The organism is Myxococcus sp. CA033 (assembly GCF_013336625.1).
GTDB lineage: Bacteria > Myxococcota > Myxococcia > Myxococcales > Myxococcaceae > Myxococcus > Myxococcus llanfairpwllgwyngyllgogerychwyrndrobwllllantysiliogogogochensis.
Map to the genome: position 1 here is coordinate 119702 of NZ_JABUMU010000028.1, position 16392 is coordinate 136093.

General features: G+C 67.1%; 13 protein-coding genes. 4 read left to right on the forward strand and 9 right to left on the reverse strand.

The genetic code is table 11. From position 1 onward, the window contains the following. Window positions 1-25 precede the first annotated feature (25 nt). The 5 genes from HUA78_RS39560 to HUA78_RS39580 all read right to left on the reverse strand — a co-directional run bounded on the left by HUA78_RS39560 (window position 26) and on the right by HUA78_RS39580 (window position 4520). Window positions 26-658, reverse strand: coding sequence for a hypothetical protein (locus tag HUA78_RS39560; protein ID WP_254624151.1), 633 nt, complete (start codon window positions 656-658; stop codon window positions 26-28). A 185-nt stretch (window positions 659-843) separates the two neighbouring features. Then, window positions 844-2001 (reverse strand): hypothetical protein, encoded by a 1158-nt coding sequence (locus HUA78_RS39565; RefSeq protein ID WP_371745773.1) that lies wholly within the window; start codon window positions 1999-2001, stop codon window positions 844-846. Between the two features lie 327 nt (window positions 2002-2328). Continuing rightward, a complete protein-coding gene (locus HUA78_RS39570) occupies window positions 2329-2685 on the reverse strand; it encodes a twin-arginine translocation signal domain-containing protein (protein ID WP_174455747.1) in 357 nt (118 codons plus the stop codon). Between the two features lie 32 nt (window positions 2686-2717). Continuing rightward, the gene (locus HUA78_RS39575; protein ID WP_174463511.1) at window positions 2718-4025 is read right to left on the reverse strand and encodes a glycerophosphodiester phosphodiesterase family protein; all 1308 of its coding nucleotides are present in this window, start codon (window positions 4023-4025) and stop codon (window positions 2718-2720) included. Between the two features lie 270 nt (window positions 4026-4295). Then, window positions 4296-4520, reverse strand: a complete 225-nt coding sequence (locus tag HUA78_RS39580) for a DUF1272 domain-containing protein (RefSeq protein WP_217440736.1) — start codon at window positions 4518-4520, stop codon at window positions 4296-4298. Window positions 4521-4760: 240 nt separating this feature from the next. Here HUA78_RS39580 and HUA78_RS39585 point away from each other — a divergent pair, with 240 nt between their 5' ends. Beyond that, complete coding sequence (locus tag HUA78_RS39585) at window positions 4761-5186, forward strand: hypothetical protein (protein ID WP_174478578.1); 426 nt, start codon at window positions 4761-4763, stop codon at window positions 5184-5186. Window positions 5187-5239: 53 nt separating this feature from the next. Here the strand turns inward: HUA78_RS39585 and HUA78_RS39590 are convergent, their stop codons facing one another. Further along, window positions 5240-6649, reverse strand: coding sequence for a DUF4157 domain-containing protein (locus HUA78_RS39590; protein WP_174465103.1), 1410 nt, complete (start codon window positions 6647-6649; stop codon window positions 5240-5242). A gap of 399 nt (window positions 6650-7048) precedes the next feature. Between HUA78_RS39590 and HUA78_RS39595 the strand changes: the two genes are divergently transcribed. After that, window positions 7049-11986: a lamin tail domain-containing protein gene (locus HUA78_RS39595; RefSeq protein ID WP_174478579.1), complete on the forward strand. Its 4938-nt coding sequence runs from the start codon at window positions 7049-7051 to the stop codon at window positions 11984-11986. 149 nt (window positions 11987-12135) lie between these two features. Beyond that, the gene (locus HUA78_RS39600; RefSeq protein WP_174478580.1) at window positions 12136-12660 is read left to right on the forward strand and encodes a DoxX family protein; all 525 of its coding nucleotides are present in this window, start codon (window positions 12136-12138) and stop codon (window positions 12658-12660) included. On the opposite strand, the gene HUA78_RS39605 is transcribed toward HUA78_RS39600, so the two are convergent. Continuing rightward, the gene (locus HUA78_RS39605; RefSeq protein WP_254624152.1) at window positions 12640-13134 is read right to left on the reverse strand and encodes a hypothetical protein; all 495 of its coding nucleotides are present in this window, start codon (window positions 13132-13134) and stop codon (window positions 12640-12642) included. The two genes, HUA78_RS39600 and HUA78_RS39605, sit on opposite strands and share 21 nt — an antisense overlap. A 136-nt stretch (window positions 13135-13270) precedes the next feature. Continuing rightward, entirely contained in the window at window positions 13271-13678 is a 408-nt protein-coding gene (locus HUA78_RS39610) for a MarR family winged helix-turn-helix transcriptional regulator (RefSeq protein WP_174455754.1), read from the reverse strand. A gap of 93 nt (window positions 13679-13771) precedes the next feature. Here HUA78_RS39610 and HUA78_RS39615 point away from each other — a divergent pair, with 93 nt between their 5' ends. Further along, the gene (locus HUA78_RS39615; protein WP_174463507.1) at window positions 13772-14857 is read left to right on the forward strand and encodes an aldo/keto reductase; all 1086 of its coding nucleotides are present in this window, start codon (window positions 13772-13774) and stop codon (window positions 14855-14857) included. Between the two features lie 28 nt (window positions 14858-14885). Here HUA78_RS39615 and HUA78_RS39620 read toward each other — a convergent pair whose 3' ends face one another. Further along, the gene (locus HUA78_RS39620; RefSeq protein ID WP_174463506.1) at window positions 14886-16292 is read right to left on the reverse strand and encodes a hypothetical protein; all 1407 of its coding nucleotides are present in this window, start codon (window positions 16290-16292) and stop codon (window positions 14886-14888) included. Window positions 16293-16392: the final 100 nt, after the last annotated feature.

The window sequence follows — 16392 nt, forward strand, 5'->3', positions numbered from 1 at the left end:
GTGCTCGCGCGATTCGTCGGGGCCATCAGTCGGTAGGGCCGCGCGCGCCCCGGACAGCGTCGGCCAGTTCACGCACGGGCGTCAGCAATCCATACAGATCGATGGAGGTGCGCGGGACGGAGATCACCTCCACCGTCAGGACGCCGCTCTCGATGGAGAAGGTCTCGAAGACGTGGGCCAGGTTCAGCAGGGGCCGCCGCATTTCCGCGTTGAGGAGGAAGGCGCGGGCCTTGGGAGTGACGTTCCTCAGGTCCAACGCTTTATCGAGGCCGGCATCTCCAACATCCTCGTCTTTCACGCCGAACAGTCGGAGGAACGTGTCGCCCAGCGTCTCGGGCCGGATGGTCACCTCGCGCGGAAAGCCGTCACCCAGCCCGTGCCGGATGATGGTGACGATGTGGAAACTCCTGCCAAAGCCCCGGTGCTCGGTCTCCACGGTGATCGTCCGCCCGGCGTGGCGGCCCTTCATCTCCAGCGTCCCCGCGGAGTACATGAACCCGGACGTCGCAGTGAAGGACCAGCCGCGAGTGTTGGCGAAGTCCTGCCAGGTCTGGAGTTGCTGCGTCCAGTGCCGCCAACGGACGTAGCCAATGACACTCGCTACCCCAAGGCCGACTCCGAAGACGCTGGCGAAGATGCCAATTTGTGTCCAGGTCATTCCCGTAAGCATCCCCGTTCGGCCCGTATCTGCCAACCCCTCCGCGCGCGGGCCTCCGGACGGGACGCCGCGGGGAAGCACCTCTCTGGCAAGGACGACCCCGTGCCTTCCAACTGGGATGGAAGGCTCCGCGGGCAGGACCGAGCGGGCCCCACCCCTCGCATGCGTCGCGGCCCCCACCAGCCTCAGGGGCAGAGCAGCTCGACGGACTTGATGCGCATCACGCCATCGACGTTCGGGTCGTTGGTCTGGTCGCCGATGGCGATGTTCCCGTCCGCCATGAAGTTGTTCCGCGTGAGCTTCGCGACGCCGTCGATGCTCACCGTGGCCACCTTCGCCGCATCCACCGCCAGTTCGTAGACATGATACCCGCCGCTGATCACCGGGAACGCCGCGGACTGAGTGTCATCCGCCCAGCCGATCGCCGCGCTGTCGAGGTAGATCATCTGCGAACGGTCCACGGAGTTGCCGAACGGCGACGTGAAGCTCCCCAGGATGGCGGCGCCGCTGTCGAGCTGGTTGTGGCGGCTCGCCGACTCGACTTGCGCCGTCACCACGAGCTTGAAGGGTTTCGTTGCGTCGACCACGTTCGCCCGCGTGAGGAGCAACTGCCCGCTCGTCCGCGCTCCGCTGTTCGTCGACGTCTCCAGGCGAACGTAGTCCTCGCCGTACGTGAGCGTGTTCGGCGCCTGGGTGATCGCCCTCCAACCTTGCGCCGTGATGTCTTCACCGCCGACCAGCAGGGGAATGCTCCCCCGCGCCGACCACTGCGTCGTCGACGTCGTGGGCAGACACGCCTCGCAAGCGTTCGCCGGGTTCGGTGTGCCTTCGTCGTAGAGGCTGCCGTCAATGAAGCACTTCGGGCCGCACGCGCCCGCCGAGCAGACCTGTCCCGCGCCGCACTGCGTCCCGTCCGCCCGTGGCGTCCACGCGGTCGCGGAGGTCTCAGGTACGCACTGTTCGCACGCGTTCGCCGCGTTCACCGTCCCTGACGCGACCTGCTGGCCGTCAATCTGACAGCGCAGGACGCAGACGCCCCCTTCACAGCCCTGGCCAGCCGCGCAGGCATTGCCGCAGCCACCGCAGTGCGCCGGGTCGGCCCCGGTGTTCACACAGGAGCCGCCACACAGCACGACTCCGCCGCCGTCGCACTGCTCCGGCACGGACGCGTCGGGTGGATCGACGGGAGGCGGAGTGGAGTCCTTCCCGCAAGCAACGATGACGCCGAGCACGACGATGCAGGAGAGAACGCTGGAACGAATCGAGACCATGAAGCCCGCCACCTTGCGCAACGACACGCCCTCGCGGCGTGTGCTCGTGAAGTGGTGAAGCTTGGAGCGCACGCGCGCGGGTGAATCAAGGCCTTTTCCAGCAGCGGTCGCTGGGACGACAGGCGCGCGGGTCGAAGCGACAGGAGGAGTGAAGGCTTCGATGAGTTGAGGTCGGTTGCTGAACAGAAACGCGCGCCGGGACGCAGGTCCGGGCCTGCCACGTCAACCACTCCTCCTGCCGCGCCAGCTCCACGTTCACCCTCCGCGTCCGCGCCGTAGCCAGCAGCAGCGCCTCCGCGCCTGCCGTCCATGGGGACGATGACAAACTGGCGCCGACCCTCTCACCCCGCTCCCGAGCAACGACACATTTCAATCCGCCAGTTCACTGGCCGCGCCAAGTCATTGCACATATTCGAAGCGCAGCGCGCTCGCGCCGCCCCCCGAGGACAGCTCGCTGTTGGACGTGTAGGCCCAACCGCCATCGGAGAGCGCGAAGCAGGCGCCCCCGTCCGGCGCGGAATGCCACGTGTAGCCCGTGCTCGCCACGGCCCGCCCCGAGCGCGCGAGGATGCGCGACGAGAACCCCGCCGGCAGTCTCACCCCGTTGGCATCCGGCGAGCCGGACATGGCCCCGTACGGGCTCGGCCCCGGCTGCGCGGGCGCGGCATACGCCCCCTTCCAGAATCCAGGTCCCATGCCCAGCGCCCCGCCACCCAGCGCGGAGAGACGAAGGAAGTCACGACGGTCCAATCGCATACAGAATCCTCCTTGAACGTCCTGAACCCGGTCTACAAACCCATGCAGTTGGCGTAGTACGTCACCGTGCCCGGCCAGTCGCTGAAGATGCCGATGACACCCACGTGCCGGGCGAGCACGTCCACCGCGACGAGCATGTCGCCGTCGTTGTTGATGGCCTGCTTGACGGACTGGAAATAGAAGCCGCCGCCTTTCGCCAGCGGGCCGTCACGCTCCAGGGACCAGGCGATGATGTCCAGACCCGCGGCCCTCGCCGCCCTGGCGTACGCGGACGGGATGATTCTCCCCTGCGCATCCAGCGTGAGCAGCACGTAGATGGGCGGCGCGATGACCTCCACGCCCGACGCGGCCAGCTCGTCCATGCCCGGCACCCAGGTGCTCGGGTCGTTCGGATCAAACCGGGTGCCCGGAATCTCATAGCGCCCGTCCAGGTAGACGGCCTGCCTGCCGAACTGCGGCTCGCGCTGAATCCAGTACTTCACGTCGTCGAGGTTGAAGGACTGCGGCCACACCTGGCTCGGGTGGACGCGGGCCTGCTTGTACTCATCCAGCATCTGCTGGGCATAGGCGGCCTGCGTATAGGTGCCCTGGTACGGCATGGGGACACTCGGGGCCTTCAGCTCCGGAGTGAACTTCGTGCCCAGGCGCTTGAAGAGCTCGATGCTCTCCTTGTGGGACAGGACCGTGCCACACGCGGAATAGAGGTCCGTGCGCCAGGGAGCCGTTCCACCCAGGTACTGAGCCACCGTGGCCGCCGAGGGGTTGGCGGCGTCCATCTTCCCGCACAGCTGCTTGAACTCGGCGAGCGTGATGTCGCTGGTGCAGCAGAGCGCGGAGGCGGGCTTGCCGGTGGTGGGGTCCGCCGGCTGGAAGGGCTGCGTGCACTTCGCCGCCAGCGCGGGAATGGCGAGGATGTTCGTCGTGGTGTGCAGGTCGCACTGCGAATGCCGGCACACCAACTGCCGGTCCTTCGTGAAGGTGACGTCGCACTCGAGGATGCCCGCGCCCATGCGCGCGGCGGCCTCGTAGGACTCCTTCGTGTGCTCCGGGAACTGGAGCGGCGCGCCGCGATGGCCGATGGAGAACTCCGTCCGGGAGAACGGCCCCTCCGAGCACTGCTGGAGCCTGCGCTTCAGGGGGCTCTCATCCATGTCCTCGACCAGGTAGTAGGGACGAGCGCCCACCTGGACGTTGAGTCGGCGCGGCGGCGCGTGCTCCGACCGGGATTCCTCGGCCGCGCGCACCGCGAGCGCGTCGTCTCCGGCGGGGGCCGCACCGGGAATCGTGATGCACGCGGCGAGCGTCGCCGCGAGGAGCGTCACCAATCTTCGGGGATACATGAGAGTTCCGGCTCCTTCATGGGTTGCTGGACATCCAGGCCCGCGCAAGATGCACCCTCCTTCCCCGACGGAAACGTCAAGGTTGAGCGACGATTCTCTCAAGAACATGCCACGACGCGAGCAGAGCGGCGTCGCGCGGTGCCTCGGCCGGGAAACCAGGCCCACTCCGTTTGTCACAATGACTTGTGACAACGAGGTGTCCCCCGGTTTTTCCGTACCCGGCGCGGGGTGAGACGTACTCGAAGCAACCGGCTTTCCCTCTCGCCGAGCTCACCCTTGCGGTTTGAACACGCGCTGGGTGGACGGAGGGTATGCCGCGAGCTTGCTGGCGGGCCGACGCGGGCGCGTCGTGAGTTCGCCGCCGCAGTTGGGGCAGATGCCCTTCAGTCGCTCCGTCGCGCAGCTCACGCAGAACGTGCACTCGAAGGTGCAGATGCGGGCATCCGTCGAGTCGGGTGGCAGGTCGCGATCACAGCACTCACAGCCTGGACGCATTTGAAGCACGTAACCTCCTTGGACGCAGGATCCGAAAAGAGCACGGAAAAGGGGCGCGGGTCATCACCCACTGACCCCAGCCGCCCGGGGACCTTCCCCCCGAAGGGCGAACAGCCGCGGTAAGTGGTTGCCGTGGGTCCAATTCACGCCCTGGAGCGCGCCTTTGTCCCACGCGCCCGGCGATTGTCATTCAAGACCACAATCACTACCATGCCCGCGCCACTCACAGGAGAGGTGTCCATGCACCGTTCGCTTGCTGGAGTCGCTGTTGCCACCGCGATGTCGCTGTCCTCCGCGGTGCTGGCCGAGGAGCCTCGCGCATCCGAACCCCAGGGATTGAATGTCTCCAGTGCCATGCCGGCCTGCTTCGTGGACACGTCAAACTGGGATTACCTTTCCGCATATGCCTGCTCCGCCAGTGGCAGCGCGTACTCGACGATTGTCTCCTGGGGCGTCCTCGGGATTGACCAGACGGGTGGCCGCTACACCATCCAGTTCCTCGACTCCTGCTACGGGCATGGCTACTACCAGGACACGGGCTATAGCTGCATGACCGTCATCAACAAGTACGACACGCTGACGCAGCGCATCCGCGTCTACGACAACTTGACGGGCCAGTGGTCCGCCACCCTCACCGCGACCGCCTCGTACTACGGCGACGACTAGCGAAGTCCCTGCGTGCCGCGCGGGCCCCACACATGGGCCCGCATGGTCCACCGCTACGACATGGCCCTCCGGATTCCGGCCTCATTGTCGCGCAGGGTGCTCTCCAGATGCGCGCGCGCCCATGCCTGGCCCCCTGCCAGTCCCTGCCTGAAAGCAGCCGCGCCCCCTGCCCAGTTCTCGGCCGCGAGGTCGATGACTCGCTCCTGGATGCCCCTGGGCAACCCGCCGAAGTCGAGCGCTCCATTGCCCCCCGCTTGCGCCTCCCATGGGGCCGGGACCACCTCTTGCCGCATCACGAACGAGCCAGGCTCGCCTTCACGTGAGCCGCGAACCGCCAATCTCGTGAACTCAGGGTTCAACCGCCTTAGTTCGGTCCGCCGCTCCTCGGTCGTCATCCCCCTCCACGGATTGCCCTTGATCAATGGCTCCTGGCCCCGCTGCGTTGCGCGGGTCGCGATGTAGCGTTCAAGGCTGACACCCGGCGGCAGGAGGACGAGCAATTCCGTCTCACTTTGAGACAGCTCGGTCGAGCCCGGATACAGGTACTCGTCAGGCACATCGAACCAGACATCATGGCGGGCGCCCTGCAGGATATCACCCACGCCACTCTCCGAGTCGTCAGTCCCCCAGGAAAGGGAGTAGGGGTTGACAGCCACGGAGACAAAGGGCGTTTCGTCCCCCAGCATTCCCTGCCCATGCCTGTCTATCGCTTGCAGGATGCCCCCTCGCCCGCCACCGACCAGCTCGCGATGAAGCCTGGCATAGGCCTCGGGGTCCTGGGCCCCCAGCTTCGAGATATAATCACTCTCTTTTCCAGCATCCATCCAACGGACCACGCGCATCAACTGGATTGGCGCGGCCCCCTGCGTCCCGGTCATCCGCTGCACGGGAGGTTCGTGGAGCGAGCCCGCCATCATGGGCTGAAGGGTGGCCCTGTCGCCCATGACCTGCGCCTCTGACTCCAGCGCGGGCGAGTCATTCACCGGCGCGCCGTTGAAGTCCCGGGTGGGAGTCACCCTGCCCTGCTTCTGCTGCACCACGTGCCAGGCCTCATGGGGCAGGTGTTGCTCCTGGCCCGGTCCCACATGGATGTCCGCCCCCTGGGTGTACGCAAGCGCCTGAAGCTGGGCCGGCCTGGTGGAGTTGTAGTGAACGCGTACGTCATCCAGGCTCACGCCAGAGAGCGACTCAATGCCAGTCTTGAGTTCATCCGACATGCCGGTCCTGTTTGCCTCAACCGGCTTCCGCTGCGCGGTGCCCCCATGCTGGAGCCGCGCCTTCATCTGCACCAACCGCTGAACACGAGGGCTCTGGGTGGCGGTGTCCTGAATGGCGCTGAGCCGGCTCACAGGATGCGAGGAGTTCGCCAGACATTGGACTGTCGTGCCACCCTGGCCTTGCCCCCGCGCGGCGTCGTGAATCGTCGCCAGGTCCTTCGGAATCCTGGGGGTGTAGGCACTCATGCAAGAGGAGCCTTTTCAAGACAGCGTGGGAGCACGCCAGTGTGGAGGCTCGCACGACACAAAGACAGTAGCGGTCAGGTCGCCCCCATCCGCCCAGACCCGCGGAGGCGGAACGCCAGCGCCACGAGCCGCCCGGCAGCCCTGACGGTACCTGCCCGAACACAAAGGAGCCCCACGGTGTCATCGATGTCCCGCGACCCAGGCGAGTCCGTCATCACCCCCTCGACACCCCAGGTCACGCCCCGCTCCTCCAGACAGACGGGGAATTTCAGGACTCCAGTTGAACCACAATGTTCCATCCCCGCTGTCGTGGCAACGAGGGATGTCTGCTAGAAAGCAGTGCAACCCCGCGAACGCAGGCACTGCCGCGCGGGGGCCGCCCGCTGGACGGAGACATCCATGTCCCCACGTTTCGAAGGGCTCGCCCGCTGTCTGGGGTTGAGCGTGTTGTGTCTGGGTCTGTCGCTTGGCTGTAACGACTCCGGGAGCGCACCGCGACCGCCTCCCGTAGCGGAGGACACGGTGGACGCGGCGGCCTCCTCGGTGGCGGTGGACAAGCCCACGGGTGTGCTCGCCAACGGCACGGACCAGGCCGCCGTCACGGTGACGGTGGTGGGCAAGGACGGCGCGCGGATGTCCGGGCGCGCCGTGACGGTGACGGTGGACGGCGAGGGAGCTTCCATCGCGGTGCCTCCGGGGCAGACGGGCAGCGACGGCTCGGCGCGTGCGCTGGTGGTATCGACGGCTCCAGGCGTGAAGACGGTGAGGGCGTCGGTCAAGGACGCGAAAGGCCTGACGGTTCCGCTCACCGCCACCGCCACGGTGGAGTTTGTCGCGGTCACCCCCACGGCCTCGCGCCTCGCGTTCCGGCAGGCCCTTCCGGATGGCGTGGCGGGTGTTCCTCTCGCTGGCCTGGAGGTCGTCCTCCAGGACGCCACCGGGGCCACGGTCTCCAACGCCACGGCGGAAGTCACGCTGTCGCTGGCCTCCGTGGGTGTCGTCTTCCCGGAGGGCCAATTGACGGTGACGGCGGTGGACGGCGTGGCGCTCTTTCCGGACGTGGTGCTGAAGCGGGCGGGCGACACCTACCAGTTCACCGCGAACGCCCCGGGGCTCGAGCCGGCCACGAGTTCCTCCTTCAAGGTGAACCCCGGCGCTCCGGCGGCCGTGGGGCTGAGTACGCAGATGGAGTCGGCGGTGGCGGGCGTGGCGCGGGATCTCCAGGTGACGGTGCAGGACGCGCACTTCAACACCGTGACGAACTACACGGGCACGGTGGCGCTGACGTCCACGGACGCGGCGGCGAGTCTTCCCGCCGCGCATGTGTACACGCCCTCGGACGCGGGGCAGTTCACCTTCACGGGCATCACCTTCAAGACCGCCGGGAGCCAGCGACTGACGCTGGATGACGGCACGAGCGCCATCTCGTTCACCCTTCATGTGAACGTGACCGCCGGGCCTCCCGCGCTCCTCGCATTCACGCAGCAGCCCACGCGCGTGTCGACGCGTGCATCCCTGGGCACCGTGGCAGTCACCTTGAAGGACGCCTTCGGCAACACGGCCCGCGTGAGCACCCCCACGGTGAGCCTGTCGCTCTCGCAGGCGGGCTTCACGCTGTCGGGCACGACGGAGGCGGCCCCGGTCGACGGCGTCGCGACGTTCACGACACTCAGCATCGCGGGCCATGGAGTCGCTCGCCTGAACGCCACCGCGGATGGGCTGCAGGGCACGAGCAGCGCGGACCTCACCGTGGTGGATGACGTGGCGCCCGCGAAGCCGGTGTTGACGCAGACGGCGGCGACGGAGACGGGCCTCACCGTGCAGTGGACAGGCGTGGGCGATGACGGCACCCAAGGGACCCTGACGGCGCAGGAGCTGCGCTACGCCACGTCTCCCATCGATTCTGACGCGGCCTTCCAGGCCGGCACGCTGGTGGCCAGCGGAAGTCCGGTGCCTCCCGGCACCGTGCAGACCGTGACGCTGTCGGGGCTCGCGACGGGCACCACGTACCATGTGGCGCTGAAGGTGACGGACAAGCAGGGCAACACCGCGCGCTCGGACAGCCTGACGGTGTCCACGGCCCATCCAGAGGTGACGCAGTTGGCGTTCGTGACGCAGCCCGCGGACGGCACGGCGGGCACGACGCTCGCGGACGTGCGCGTGGCGCTCCAGGATGCACGCGGTGACGTCGTCACCACGGCCACCTCCGCGGTGACGCTGACGTTGACGGGCCAGGCCTCCTTCCCGGCGGCGACGGTGTCGGCCATCAACGGCGTAGCCACCTTCCAGGGGCTGCGCGTGGACACGGCGGATGCCTTCAAGTTCACCGCCACGGCGGGAGCCATCAGTCAGCAGAGCCAGTCCTTCACCGTGCGCGCGGGGCCGGTGTCGAAGCTGGTGCTGTGGCAATTCTCGGCGCCGGTGGATGCGGGCCAGGCGCTCGAAGCGGGCGTGTCGCTGACGGACTCCTTCGGCAACCTCGCGCGGGACTACGCCGGCACGGTGCACTTCACGTCCTCGGACGCGCAGGCGGAGCTGCCTCCGGATGCGACCTTCACCTCGGCGGACCAGGGCCAGAAGTTCCTCACCGGACTGGTGTTCAAGACGGCGGGGACGCAGTCCCTCACCGCGACGGACACCGTCACCTCGGACCTCTCCGCCACGGTGGACGCCGAAGTGCGCTCCATCGCCGCCGCGTCCTTCGAGGTCATCGCGGGCGCGGGGCCGTTCGTCGCGGGCCAGACGCAGAGCTACGAGTTGGTGGCGCGCGACACCTACGGCAACGTCGCGACGGGCTACGCCTCCACGGTGACGTTCTCGTCCTCGGACGCGCAGGCGGTGCTTCCCGGCGCCTACACGTTCACCCTGGCGGACGCGGGGCGGCACGTATTCAGCGTGGAGCCGCGCACCGCCGGTGACCAGGAGGTCATCGCGGAGGACGTGGTGACCGCGACCCTGAGAGGCACGCACACCTGGTCCATCGTTCCGGCCGCACTCGACGCCCTGGCGTTCGTCTCCGCGCCCACGACGGGCTCGGTGCGACAGGCGCTGGCGGACGTGCAGGTGGCGCTGCGGGATGCGTACGGCAACACCGTGACCGACGCCGAGACCGACGTGACGTTGTCGCTCACGGGTGGAAGCTTCACCCAGGGTTCGCCCACCCGCACCCCGGTGGACGGCGTGGCGACCTTCGCCGGCCTCATCGTGGTCGACGAGGGCACGTATCGGTTCGAGGCCAACGCGGGCAGCCTGCCGCCCTCCTCTTCCGCGGACCTGCTCATCTCCGACACGGTGGCGCCCGCCGTGGCGACTGGCTTCGCGACCCATGTGCTTTCGGGTACCAGCATCCGCCTGGACTGGGCGGCCCCTGGCGATGACGGCGACCTGGGCACCGCGACGCGGTACGACCTCCGGTACGCCACGGCGGCCATCACCGAGGCCACCTTCGAAGCCGCCACGGTGGTGACGGGGGTGAGCGCTCCCCAGGCCCCGGGCACGTCGGAGTCCTTCACTGTCTCCGGCCTGGAGGTGGGAACGACGTACTTCTTCGCCCTGAAGACGTTCGACGGCGCGGGCAACGGCAGTGCCCTGACCACCGCGAGCGCGAGCACCACCAATCCCTGTGATGACTACGTCTGCACTCCGCCGGCCCCGACCTGCGCGGAGGATGGCACGTCCCTGGAGGTGTACCCGTCGATGTGCGTCATCGTCTCAGGCCAGCCGACCTGCGAGCTTGGTGAGTTGGAGCTGCAGGCCTGCCCTGGCGCGGACGCCGTCTGCCATGCGGGCGCGTGCGCCAATGCGCCGCATCCGGGCGCGGGTGAGCTGGCCATCTCGGAGGTGATGCACTCCCCGTCCACGGGCACCACGGAGTACGTGGAGCTGACCAACACCAGCACGAAGCTGTTGGACCTGAATGGCATGTCGGTGAGCTTCGTGGACGGCGTGGGCACGGCCACGACCTTCACGATGAACCATGGACACGCGCTGGTGGTCGACCCGGGTGCGAGGGTGGTGCTCGCGCAGAACGCGAACTTCGGGACCAACGGCGGCGTGTTCGCGAACCACGCGTACGGCACGAACGTGCATCTGGACAACACCGGGTCCATCACCTTCACGCAGGAAGGCACCCCGGTGGCCAGCCTCCAGTACACGAACGCGTTCCCGCAGACGGTCGGCCGCGCGATGAGCCTCGCGTCCAGCATCGTGGGCACGGCGGCGGCTTCCAAGCCCTGGTACTGGTGTGACTCGACCGGCGTCCTCGAGGGCGGCGACCGGGGCACCCCTCACGGGGCCAACGACGAGTGCGGGATGAACGTCGAGAAGCCGGTGAACTACTGCGCCATCCAGTACCCGAAGACGTTCCCGACCGGGGATGGCACCTACCCGGCGAGCATCCTCGCGTTCGACCCGTATGACATCTACAGCCAGTTCTACAGCTTCGATGTCACGACGAGGAACCAGACGGGCAACGACATCTACCCGCGCATCGAGGCGCAGCTTGGCCATGGCACGGATGCGACCGACCCCGCGGGCTGGACGTGGACGTCGGCGGACTTCAACGCAAGCTACAACCCGCCCGGGTCCAACAACGATGAGGTGAAGGCCGCGCTGAGCATCTCCACCCCAGGCACGTACCGTTACGGCTTCCGCTACCGGTTCACGGACGCGGGCGCGCCGTGGACGTACTGCGACCAGAACGGCGTGGCCGTGCCCCCCGCCGGCACATACGGCTCCGTGACGGTGCTCGCGGGGCCGCAGACGGACCACGTCGTCATCAGCGAGTTCAGCGGAGGAACGACCGCGAACGCGCGCGATGAATTCGTGGAACTCTACAACCCGACGAGCGCGGCGGTGGACCTGTCCGGCTGGCAGCTCAGCTACAAGTCCGCCACCGGCACCAACTACGGCACGGCGTACACCATCCCCGCTGGCAAGAGCATACCGGCCCACGGCTACTTCCTGCTGGGCGGCACGGCCTACGCAGGGGCGGTCACCGCGGACACGACCCACAACATCGATTCGTCTTCGTCCACGACCGGGGGCGGTCACATCCGCCTCCAGCGCCTGTCGGGGACGGTCTACATCGACGTGGACCGGCTGGGCTACGGCACCGGGAACGCCCCCGAGGGCACCGCCGCGCCCTCGCACCCTGCCTCCGGTGGAAGCCTGGAGCGAAAGGCCGTCGTCTCCTCCACCACCGCCGTCATGGCCGTGGGCGGCGCGCACGCCACGCGCGGCAACGGGCAGGACACGGACAACAACAGCGCTGACATCGTGACTCGCGCCTCGCGGCAGCCGCAGAACTCCACCAGCCCGGTCGAGTTCTTCCACTGACAGCAAGGACCGGAGGTGCCCTGGACGCCAGGGCACCTCCGCGTGTGTCCGTCGGAAGTTTGGCCCAGTGACTTCCGTCGGAACTGGCCCTTCCAGGTGGCCAGCGACGCGAGAATCTCCCCGGCAGCTCACCAGGCCCGGGAGACCTCATGACTCGCGAACCGTCCATCTCAACCCCCGCCGTCGCCACCGACCGCATCCGCGAGGAAGGGAGCGCGGCCCCGGTGGCGGCCCATGGAACACCCATCCCGAGTCTTGACCGGGTGGGAGTCCTCTACGCGCGGCTCGCGCTCGGGGCCGCGTTCCTGTCGGCGGTCGCCAGTCGCTTCGGCGTATGGACGGGGAACCTCGGTCTGGCGAGGTTCGACAACTTCATTCGCTACACGGCAGAGGTCAACGCGTTCATGCCCGCGTCGACCATCCCATTCCTCGCCTGGTCCGCGACCGCCGCCGAGCTGTTCCTGGGCACCGCGTTGGTCCTCGGGCTCTGGCCACGCCGGGTGGCCCTCGGCAGCGCCCTGCTCCTGGCGGTGTTCGGCACGGCCATGGCCGTCTCCCAGGGACTCAAGTCACCGCTGGACTACTCGGTGTTCTCGGCCTCCGCGGGAGCACTCCTCCTCGCGAGCGCGGCTCGCGGGACCGGGCACCCTCGTTCAAGTCCGCCTCGCGGCTGAAAGCCGGGCTTCACCCAGCCGTCCGCCCACCCAGGCGCACGGCATCACCGTGGCGATGAGCAGCAGCGGATACCAGGTGGGGCCAAACTCGGGACCTTTGCCCCATGTCGCCACGGCGCCCAGGGTGCTCAAGGCCAGCCCCACGACACCGAGCCACAACACGTGGCGCATCGGCCTGTCCGGCGCGAGCCTCGCCGTCACATAGAACCCGAGGATACCGAAGACGACGCGGTACGCCGTCGCCAGCCCGAAGAGCGCATCCGACATGGGCTGCCCCACCGGGGGATAGATGCCCGTGGCATGCAGCACCGCATCCGTCCCCGTGGAGAGCAGGGCATTCACGAGCAGCCCCGCGAGCACCGCACCCACGCTCCGGGCGACGCGACGGGCGGGCCGCCCCGTCCCCGTGACACCCGAGTCATTTCTCACCGCCACCTGGGACACATCCGCCTCGACCGACGCCTTCGCTCGCATGCGCAGAACCTCCGACCTCGAATCCGCTTTCAATTCGAGGTCGGAATGGGCCGCGCGAATTCGACATCCCCGCGCACGAATTCCGCCCCTTCGAGGGGCGCTTGCCTGACGGACCCCGGCCCGCACCCCTGGCCGGTCAGCTCATCTTCTCCAGGAGGGCTCGCAGCTCCGCCTGCTGTGCGGCGCTCAGCCGCCCGAGCTTCTCGCCGAACGCCTCGGAGAGCAGCGCGGTGCCCTGCTGCATCACCTTGCGACCAGCCGGGGTGAGCTGCAGCCGGTGCCGCCGCAGGTCCTCGGTGTCAATTTCACGGCGCAGGAAGCCCGCGGCCTCGAGCCGCTTCACGTACAGCGTCACCGACGGCTTGGGGATGCAGAGGGATGCCGCCAGTTCGGCCGGATAGGGGTGGGCGTCCACCTCCGCGAGCACGAACAGCTCCTTCGTCTCGAGCCCCAGTGCGGTGATGTCGGAGGCGACACTGGAAATCACCGCCATCAACAGCCGGTGGTTGAGCGACCAGATTCTCGCCGCGTCGATTTTCGCCATGGCACCTTGCGCGGGAATTGGTTCAACATTAATCCAATTCCATCTTGAACTAGTTCGTCGTCCCTACAATGTAGCACGCCCCTGGAGCCGTCCATGCCTCTCAACCACTACGTGACGCTCGGCCGTTCAGGCCTGCGCGTGAGCCCGCTGTGCCTCGGTGCCATGACTTTCGGTGAAGACCTCGGTTGGGGGACGAGCGTCGAGGAATCCCAGCACATCATCGACCGGTACATCGAGCTCGGCGGCAACTTCATCGACACCGCGAACTTCTACACGAAGAGCCACTCCGAGAAGATCATCGGCGACCACGTCGGGCGCCACCCGGCGCGACGGGACAGGCTCGTCATCGCGACGAAGTTCAGCGGCAACCTCTACCCGGGGGACCCGAACGGCGGTGGCTCGGGCCGCAAGTCCATCATCTCCGCGTGCGAGAACTCGCTGCGCCGGCTGCAGACCGACTACATCGACCTCTACTGGCTGCACAACTGGGACATCCACACGCCCATCGAGGAGACGATGGCCGCGCTCGAGGACCTGGTCCGGGCTGGCAAGGTCCGCTACCTCGGCGTCTCGGACACGCCCGCGTGGAAGATTGCCCAGGCCAATGTGATGGCGCACTTCCGGGGCTGGTCTTCCTTCATCGGGTTGCAGATTGAATACTCCCTGTTGGAGCGCAGCGTCGAGCAGGAGCTGGTGCCCATGGCGCTCGAGCTCGGGCTCGGCATCACCCCGTGGTCCCCGCTCAAGAGCGGCGCGCTCAGCGGCAAGTACACCCGAGCGAACGCCGGACAGCAGAAGGGCGACCGAGGCGCCTTCCTGGACCCGTACCTGAACGAGAAGACCTACGCCCTCATCGACGCGCTCGCGGCCATCGCCCGCGAGCAGGGGAGCACCGTGGCGCGCGTGGCGCTGGCCTGGGTGCAGGCACAGCCGGGCGTGAGTTCCACCATCATCGGAGCGCGGCGGCTGTCGCAGCTGGAGGACAACGTCGGCGCCCTCGAGGTGAAGCTGACGGCGGAGCAGCTCGGCCGCCTCGACGCGCTCACGAAGCCGACCTTCGGGTTCCCCCAGAGCATGCAGCCCATGTTCCCCAGCATCCACAATGGAGGCACGACGGTGAACGGCGTCTTCGCGGAGGCGTCCGGCTTCGGCGTGGTGAAGGGCGACAAGCCCTACTGAGGGGCCAGCGTGTGAGCCGACATGGCGCTCAGCCCACCATGTCCGTGGACATGAACGCCAGGAGCAGCTGGATGAAGTCATCCCAGCTCCCTGGCGACTGCTCCCACTGCTGGAACTTCAGGTAGAGCGTCACGGCGTTCTTGTTCTGATTGCCGAGCCCCTGGGCCGTGGTGTCGAGGTCCAGGTTCGCGGTGTCCGCCAGGTCCTCCACGATGCTCACGGCCTCCTGGAGCGAGGACGCCTCCTCGAGGACCTCGGTGTAGGTCTGAATGATTTCGTGGACCAACTGCCCGACGGCCTTGCCCCATTGGGGCGGAGACTTGATGGACTTGAACTCCTCAATGAGCCCACTCAAGGGGTTTGACGAGGAGACAGTCAGGTTCGAGTACTTCGCGGCGAGCTCATGGAGGGAATGAGCCAGCGCGCCAATGGCGGAGTTGGGGGTGCCTTCCGCGAGGAAGAGGTTCTTGGCGTTCTCGTTGAGGGTGTAGAGGATGGCCGAGGCGAGGTGTTGTTCGTTCTTGAATTTGCCATTCAGCCCCAACGCCGAGGCCAGTACCTCCAAGTGCTTCCCGCCCGCGTTGTTCTGCTTGACCGCGGCGTTCCAGACGGCCCGCAGCAGGTGCTGGGGGATGACGTGACGCCGATGCATCCAGACGCCGCTGATGTCCTTGATGCTGGGCATCGAGTTCTTGAAGTCCTGCCGGAAGTTGATGCGGCACGTGGACTGGAGGCTTTCGTCAACGAGGTACTTCGCCTTCCGCGCACGCACCGAGGCCAGCAGGGCCTTGCGAATCTCATTGGACTGCCGCGACAGGTTGTTCTCCCCACAGTAAGGGCAGTGCTGGGGGGCTGACTGCTCGATGCTGTAACAGATCATACAGCCACAGATCAGACAGGCCAGCCCGATCGCCCCCACGTTCTTCTCGTCGGCTTTGACAAGCTCGAAGAGACCCTTTCCACAGAAGGGACAGCGCGAACTCTTGTGCCGGGTATCCGAGGCCCAGAGATTGAGGCAATCAAAGCCCTTGCACTGATAGATGTGGAAGAGCGTCTGTTTTTCGATGCGCTCTTCCCGGGAGAGGGTGACCTTCGGGGACTGGATGACGACGGTCTTCTTGGGCGTGATACTCTTGCTAGGGGCCTTGAATGGCTTGAAAGGGCTGGAGGTCGTGACGGTGGTGACGACCTCCATGTCGAGATCCGGATCCTCGTATACCTGGCTGCAACTGCCGCAGCACTGCACGGACATGCCCGCGACGTAATCCATCTTGGAGTTACAGCCCGTACAATTGTAGCGCGAGAGCTTCGGGAGGTTATCCGGAATGTCTTCCAGGAGCATGAGCCAGTTGGACTGCTCGCAGTAGGGGCAGACACTGCTCTTCTTCGATGAGAACCAGATCAGCTCGCACTTCCGACACCCGTAGCAGTTCATGCGGAAGCCCCTTGAGAGACGCCGCCGCTACAGCAACCGCCATGCCAGGGGTCCTGCCACGGGAATGCCCGTCGTCGGGGCGGAGCGTTGCGTTCCAACG

Excerpts from the sequence above, each read along its gene's own strand:
- HUA78_RS39570 (WP_174455747.1), bottom strand. The coding sequence starts at position 2,685 with ATGCGATTGGACCGTCGTGACTTCCTTCGTCTCTCCGCGCTGGGTGGC.
- HUA78_RS39560 (WP_254624151.1), bottom strand. The coding sequence starts at position 658 with ATGACCTGGACACAAATTGGCATCTTCGCCAGCGTCTTCGGAGTCGGC.
- HUA78_RS39580 (WP_217440736.1), bottom strand. The coding sequence starts at position 4,520 with ATGCGTCCAGGCTGTGAGTGCTGTGATCGCGACCTGCCACCCGACTCG.
- HUA78_RS39585 (WP_174478578.1), top strand. The coding sequence starts at position 4,761 with ATGCACCGTTCGCTTGCTGGAGTCGCTGTTGCCACCGCGATGTCGCTG.
- HUA78_RS39595 (WP_174478579.1), top strand. The coding sequence starts at position 7,049 with ATGTCCCCACGTTTCGAAGGGCTCGCCCGCTGTCTGGGGTTGAGCGTG.
- HUA78_RS39620 (WP_174463506.1), bottom strand. The coding sequence starts at position 16,292 with ATGAACTGCTACGGGTGTCGGAAGTGCGAGCTGATCTGGTTCTCATCG.
- HUA78_RS39600 (WP_174478580.1), top strand. The coding sequence starts at position 12,136 with ATGACTCGCGAACCGTCCATCTCAACCCCCGCCGTCGCCACCGACCGC.
- HUA78_RS39610 (WP_174455754.1), bottom strand. The coding sequence starts at position 13,678 with ATGGCGAAAATCGACGCGGCGAGAATCTGGTCGCTCAACCACCGGCTG.
- HUA78_RS39615 (WP_174463507.1), top strand. The coding sequence starts at position 13,772 with ATGCCTCTCAACCACTACGTGACGCTCGGCCGTTCAGGCCTGCGCGTG.
- HUA78_RS39605 (WP_254624152.1), bottom strand. The coding sequence starts at position 13,134 with ATGCGAGCGAAGGCGTCGGTCGAGGCGGATGTGTCCCAGGTGGCGGTG.
- HUA78_RS39590 (WP_174465103.1), bottom strand. The coding sequence starts at position 6,649 with ATGAGTGCCTACACCCCCAGGATTCCGAAGGACCTGGCGACGATTCAC.
- HUA78_RS39575 (WP_174463511.1), bottom strand. The coding sequence starts at position 4,025 with ATGTATCCCCGAAGATTGGTGACGCTCCTCGCGGCGACGCTCGCCGCG.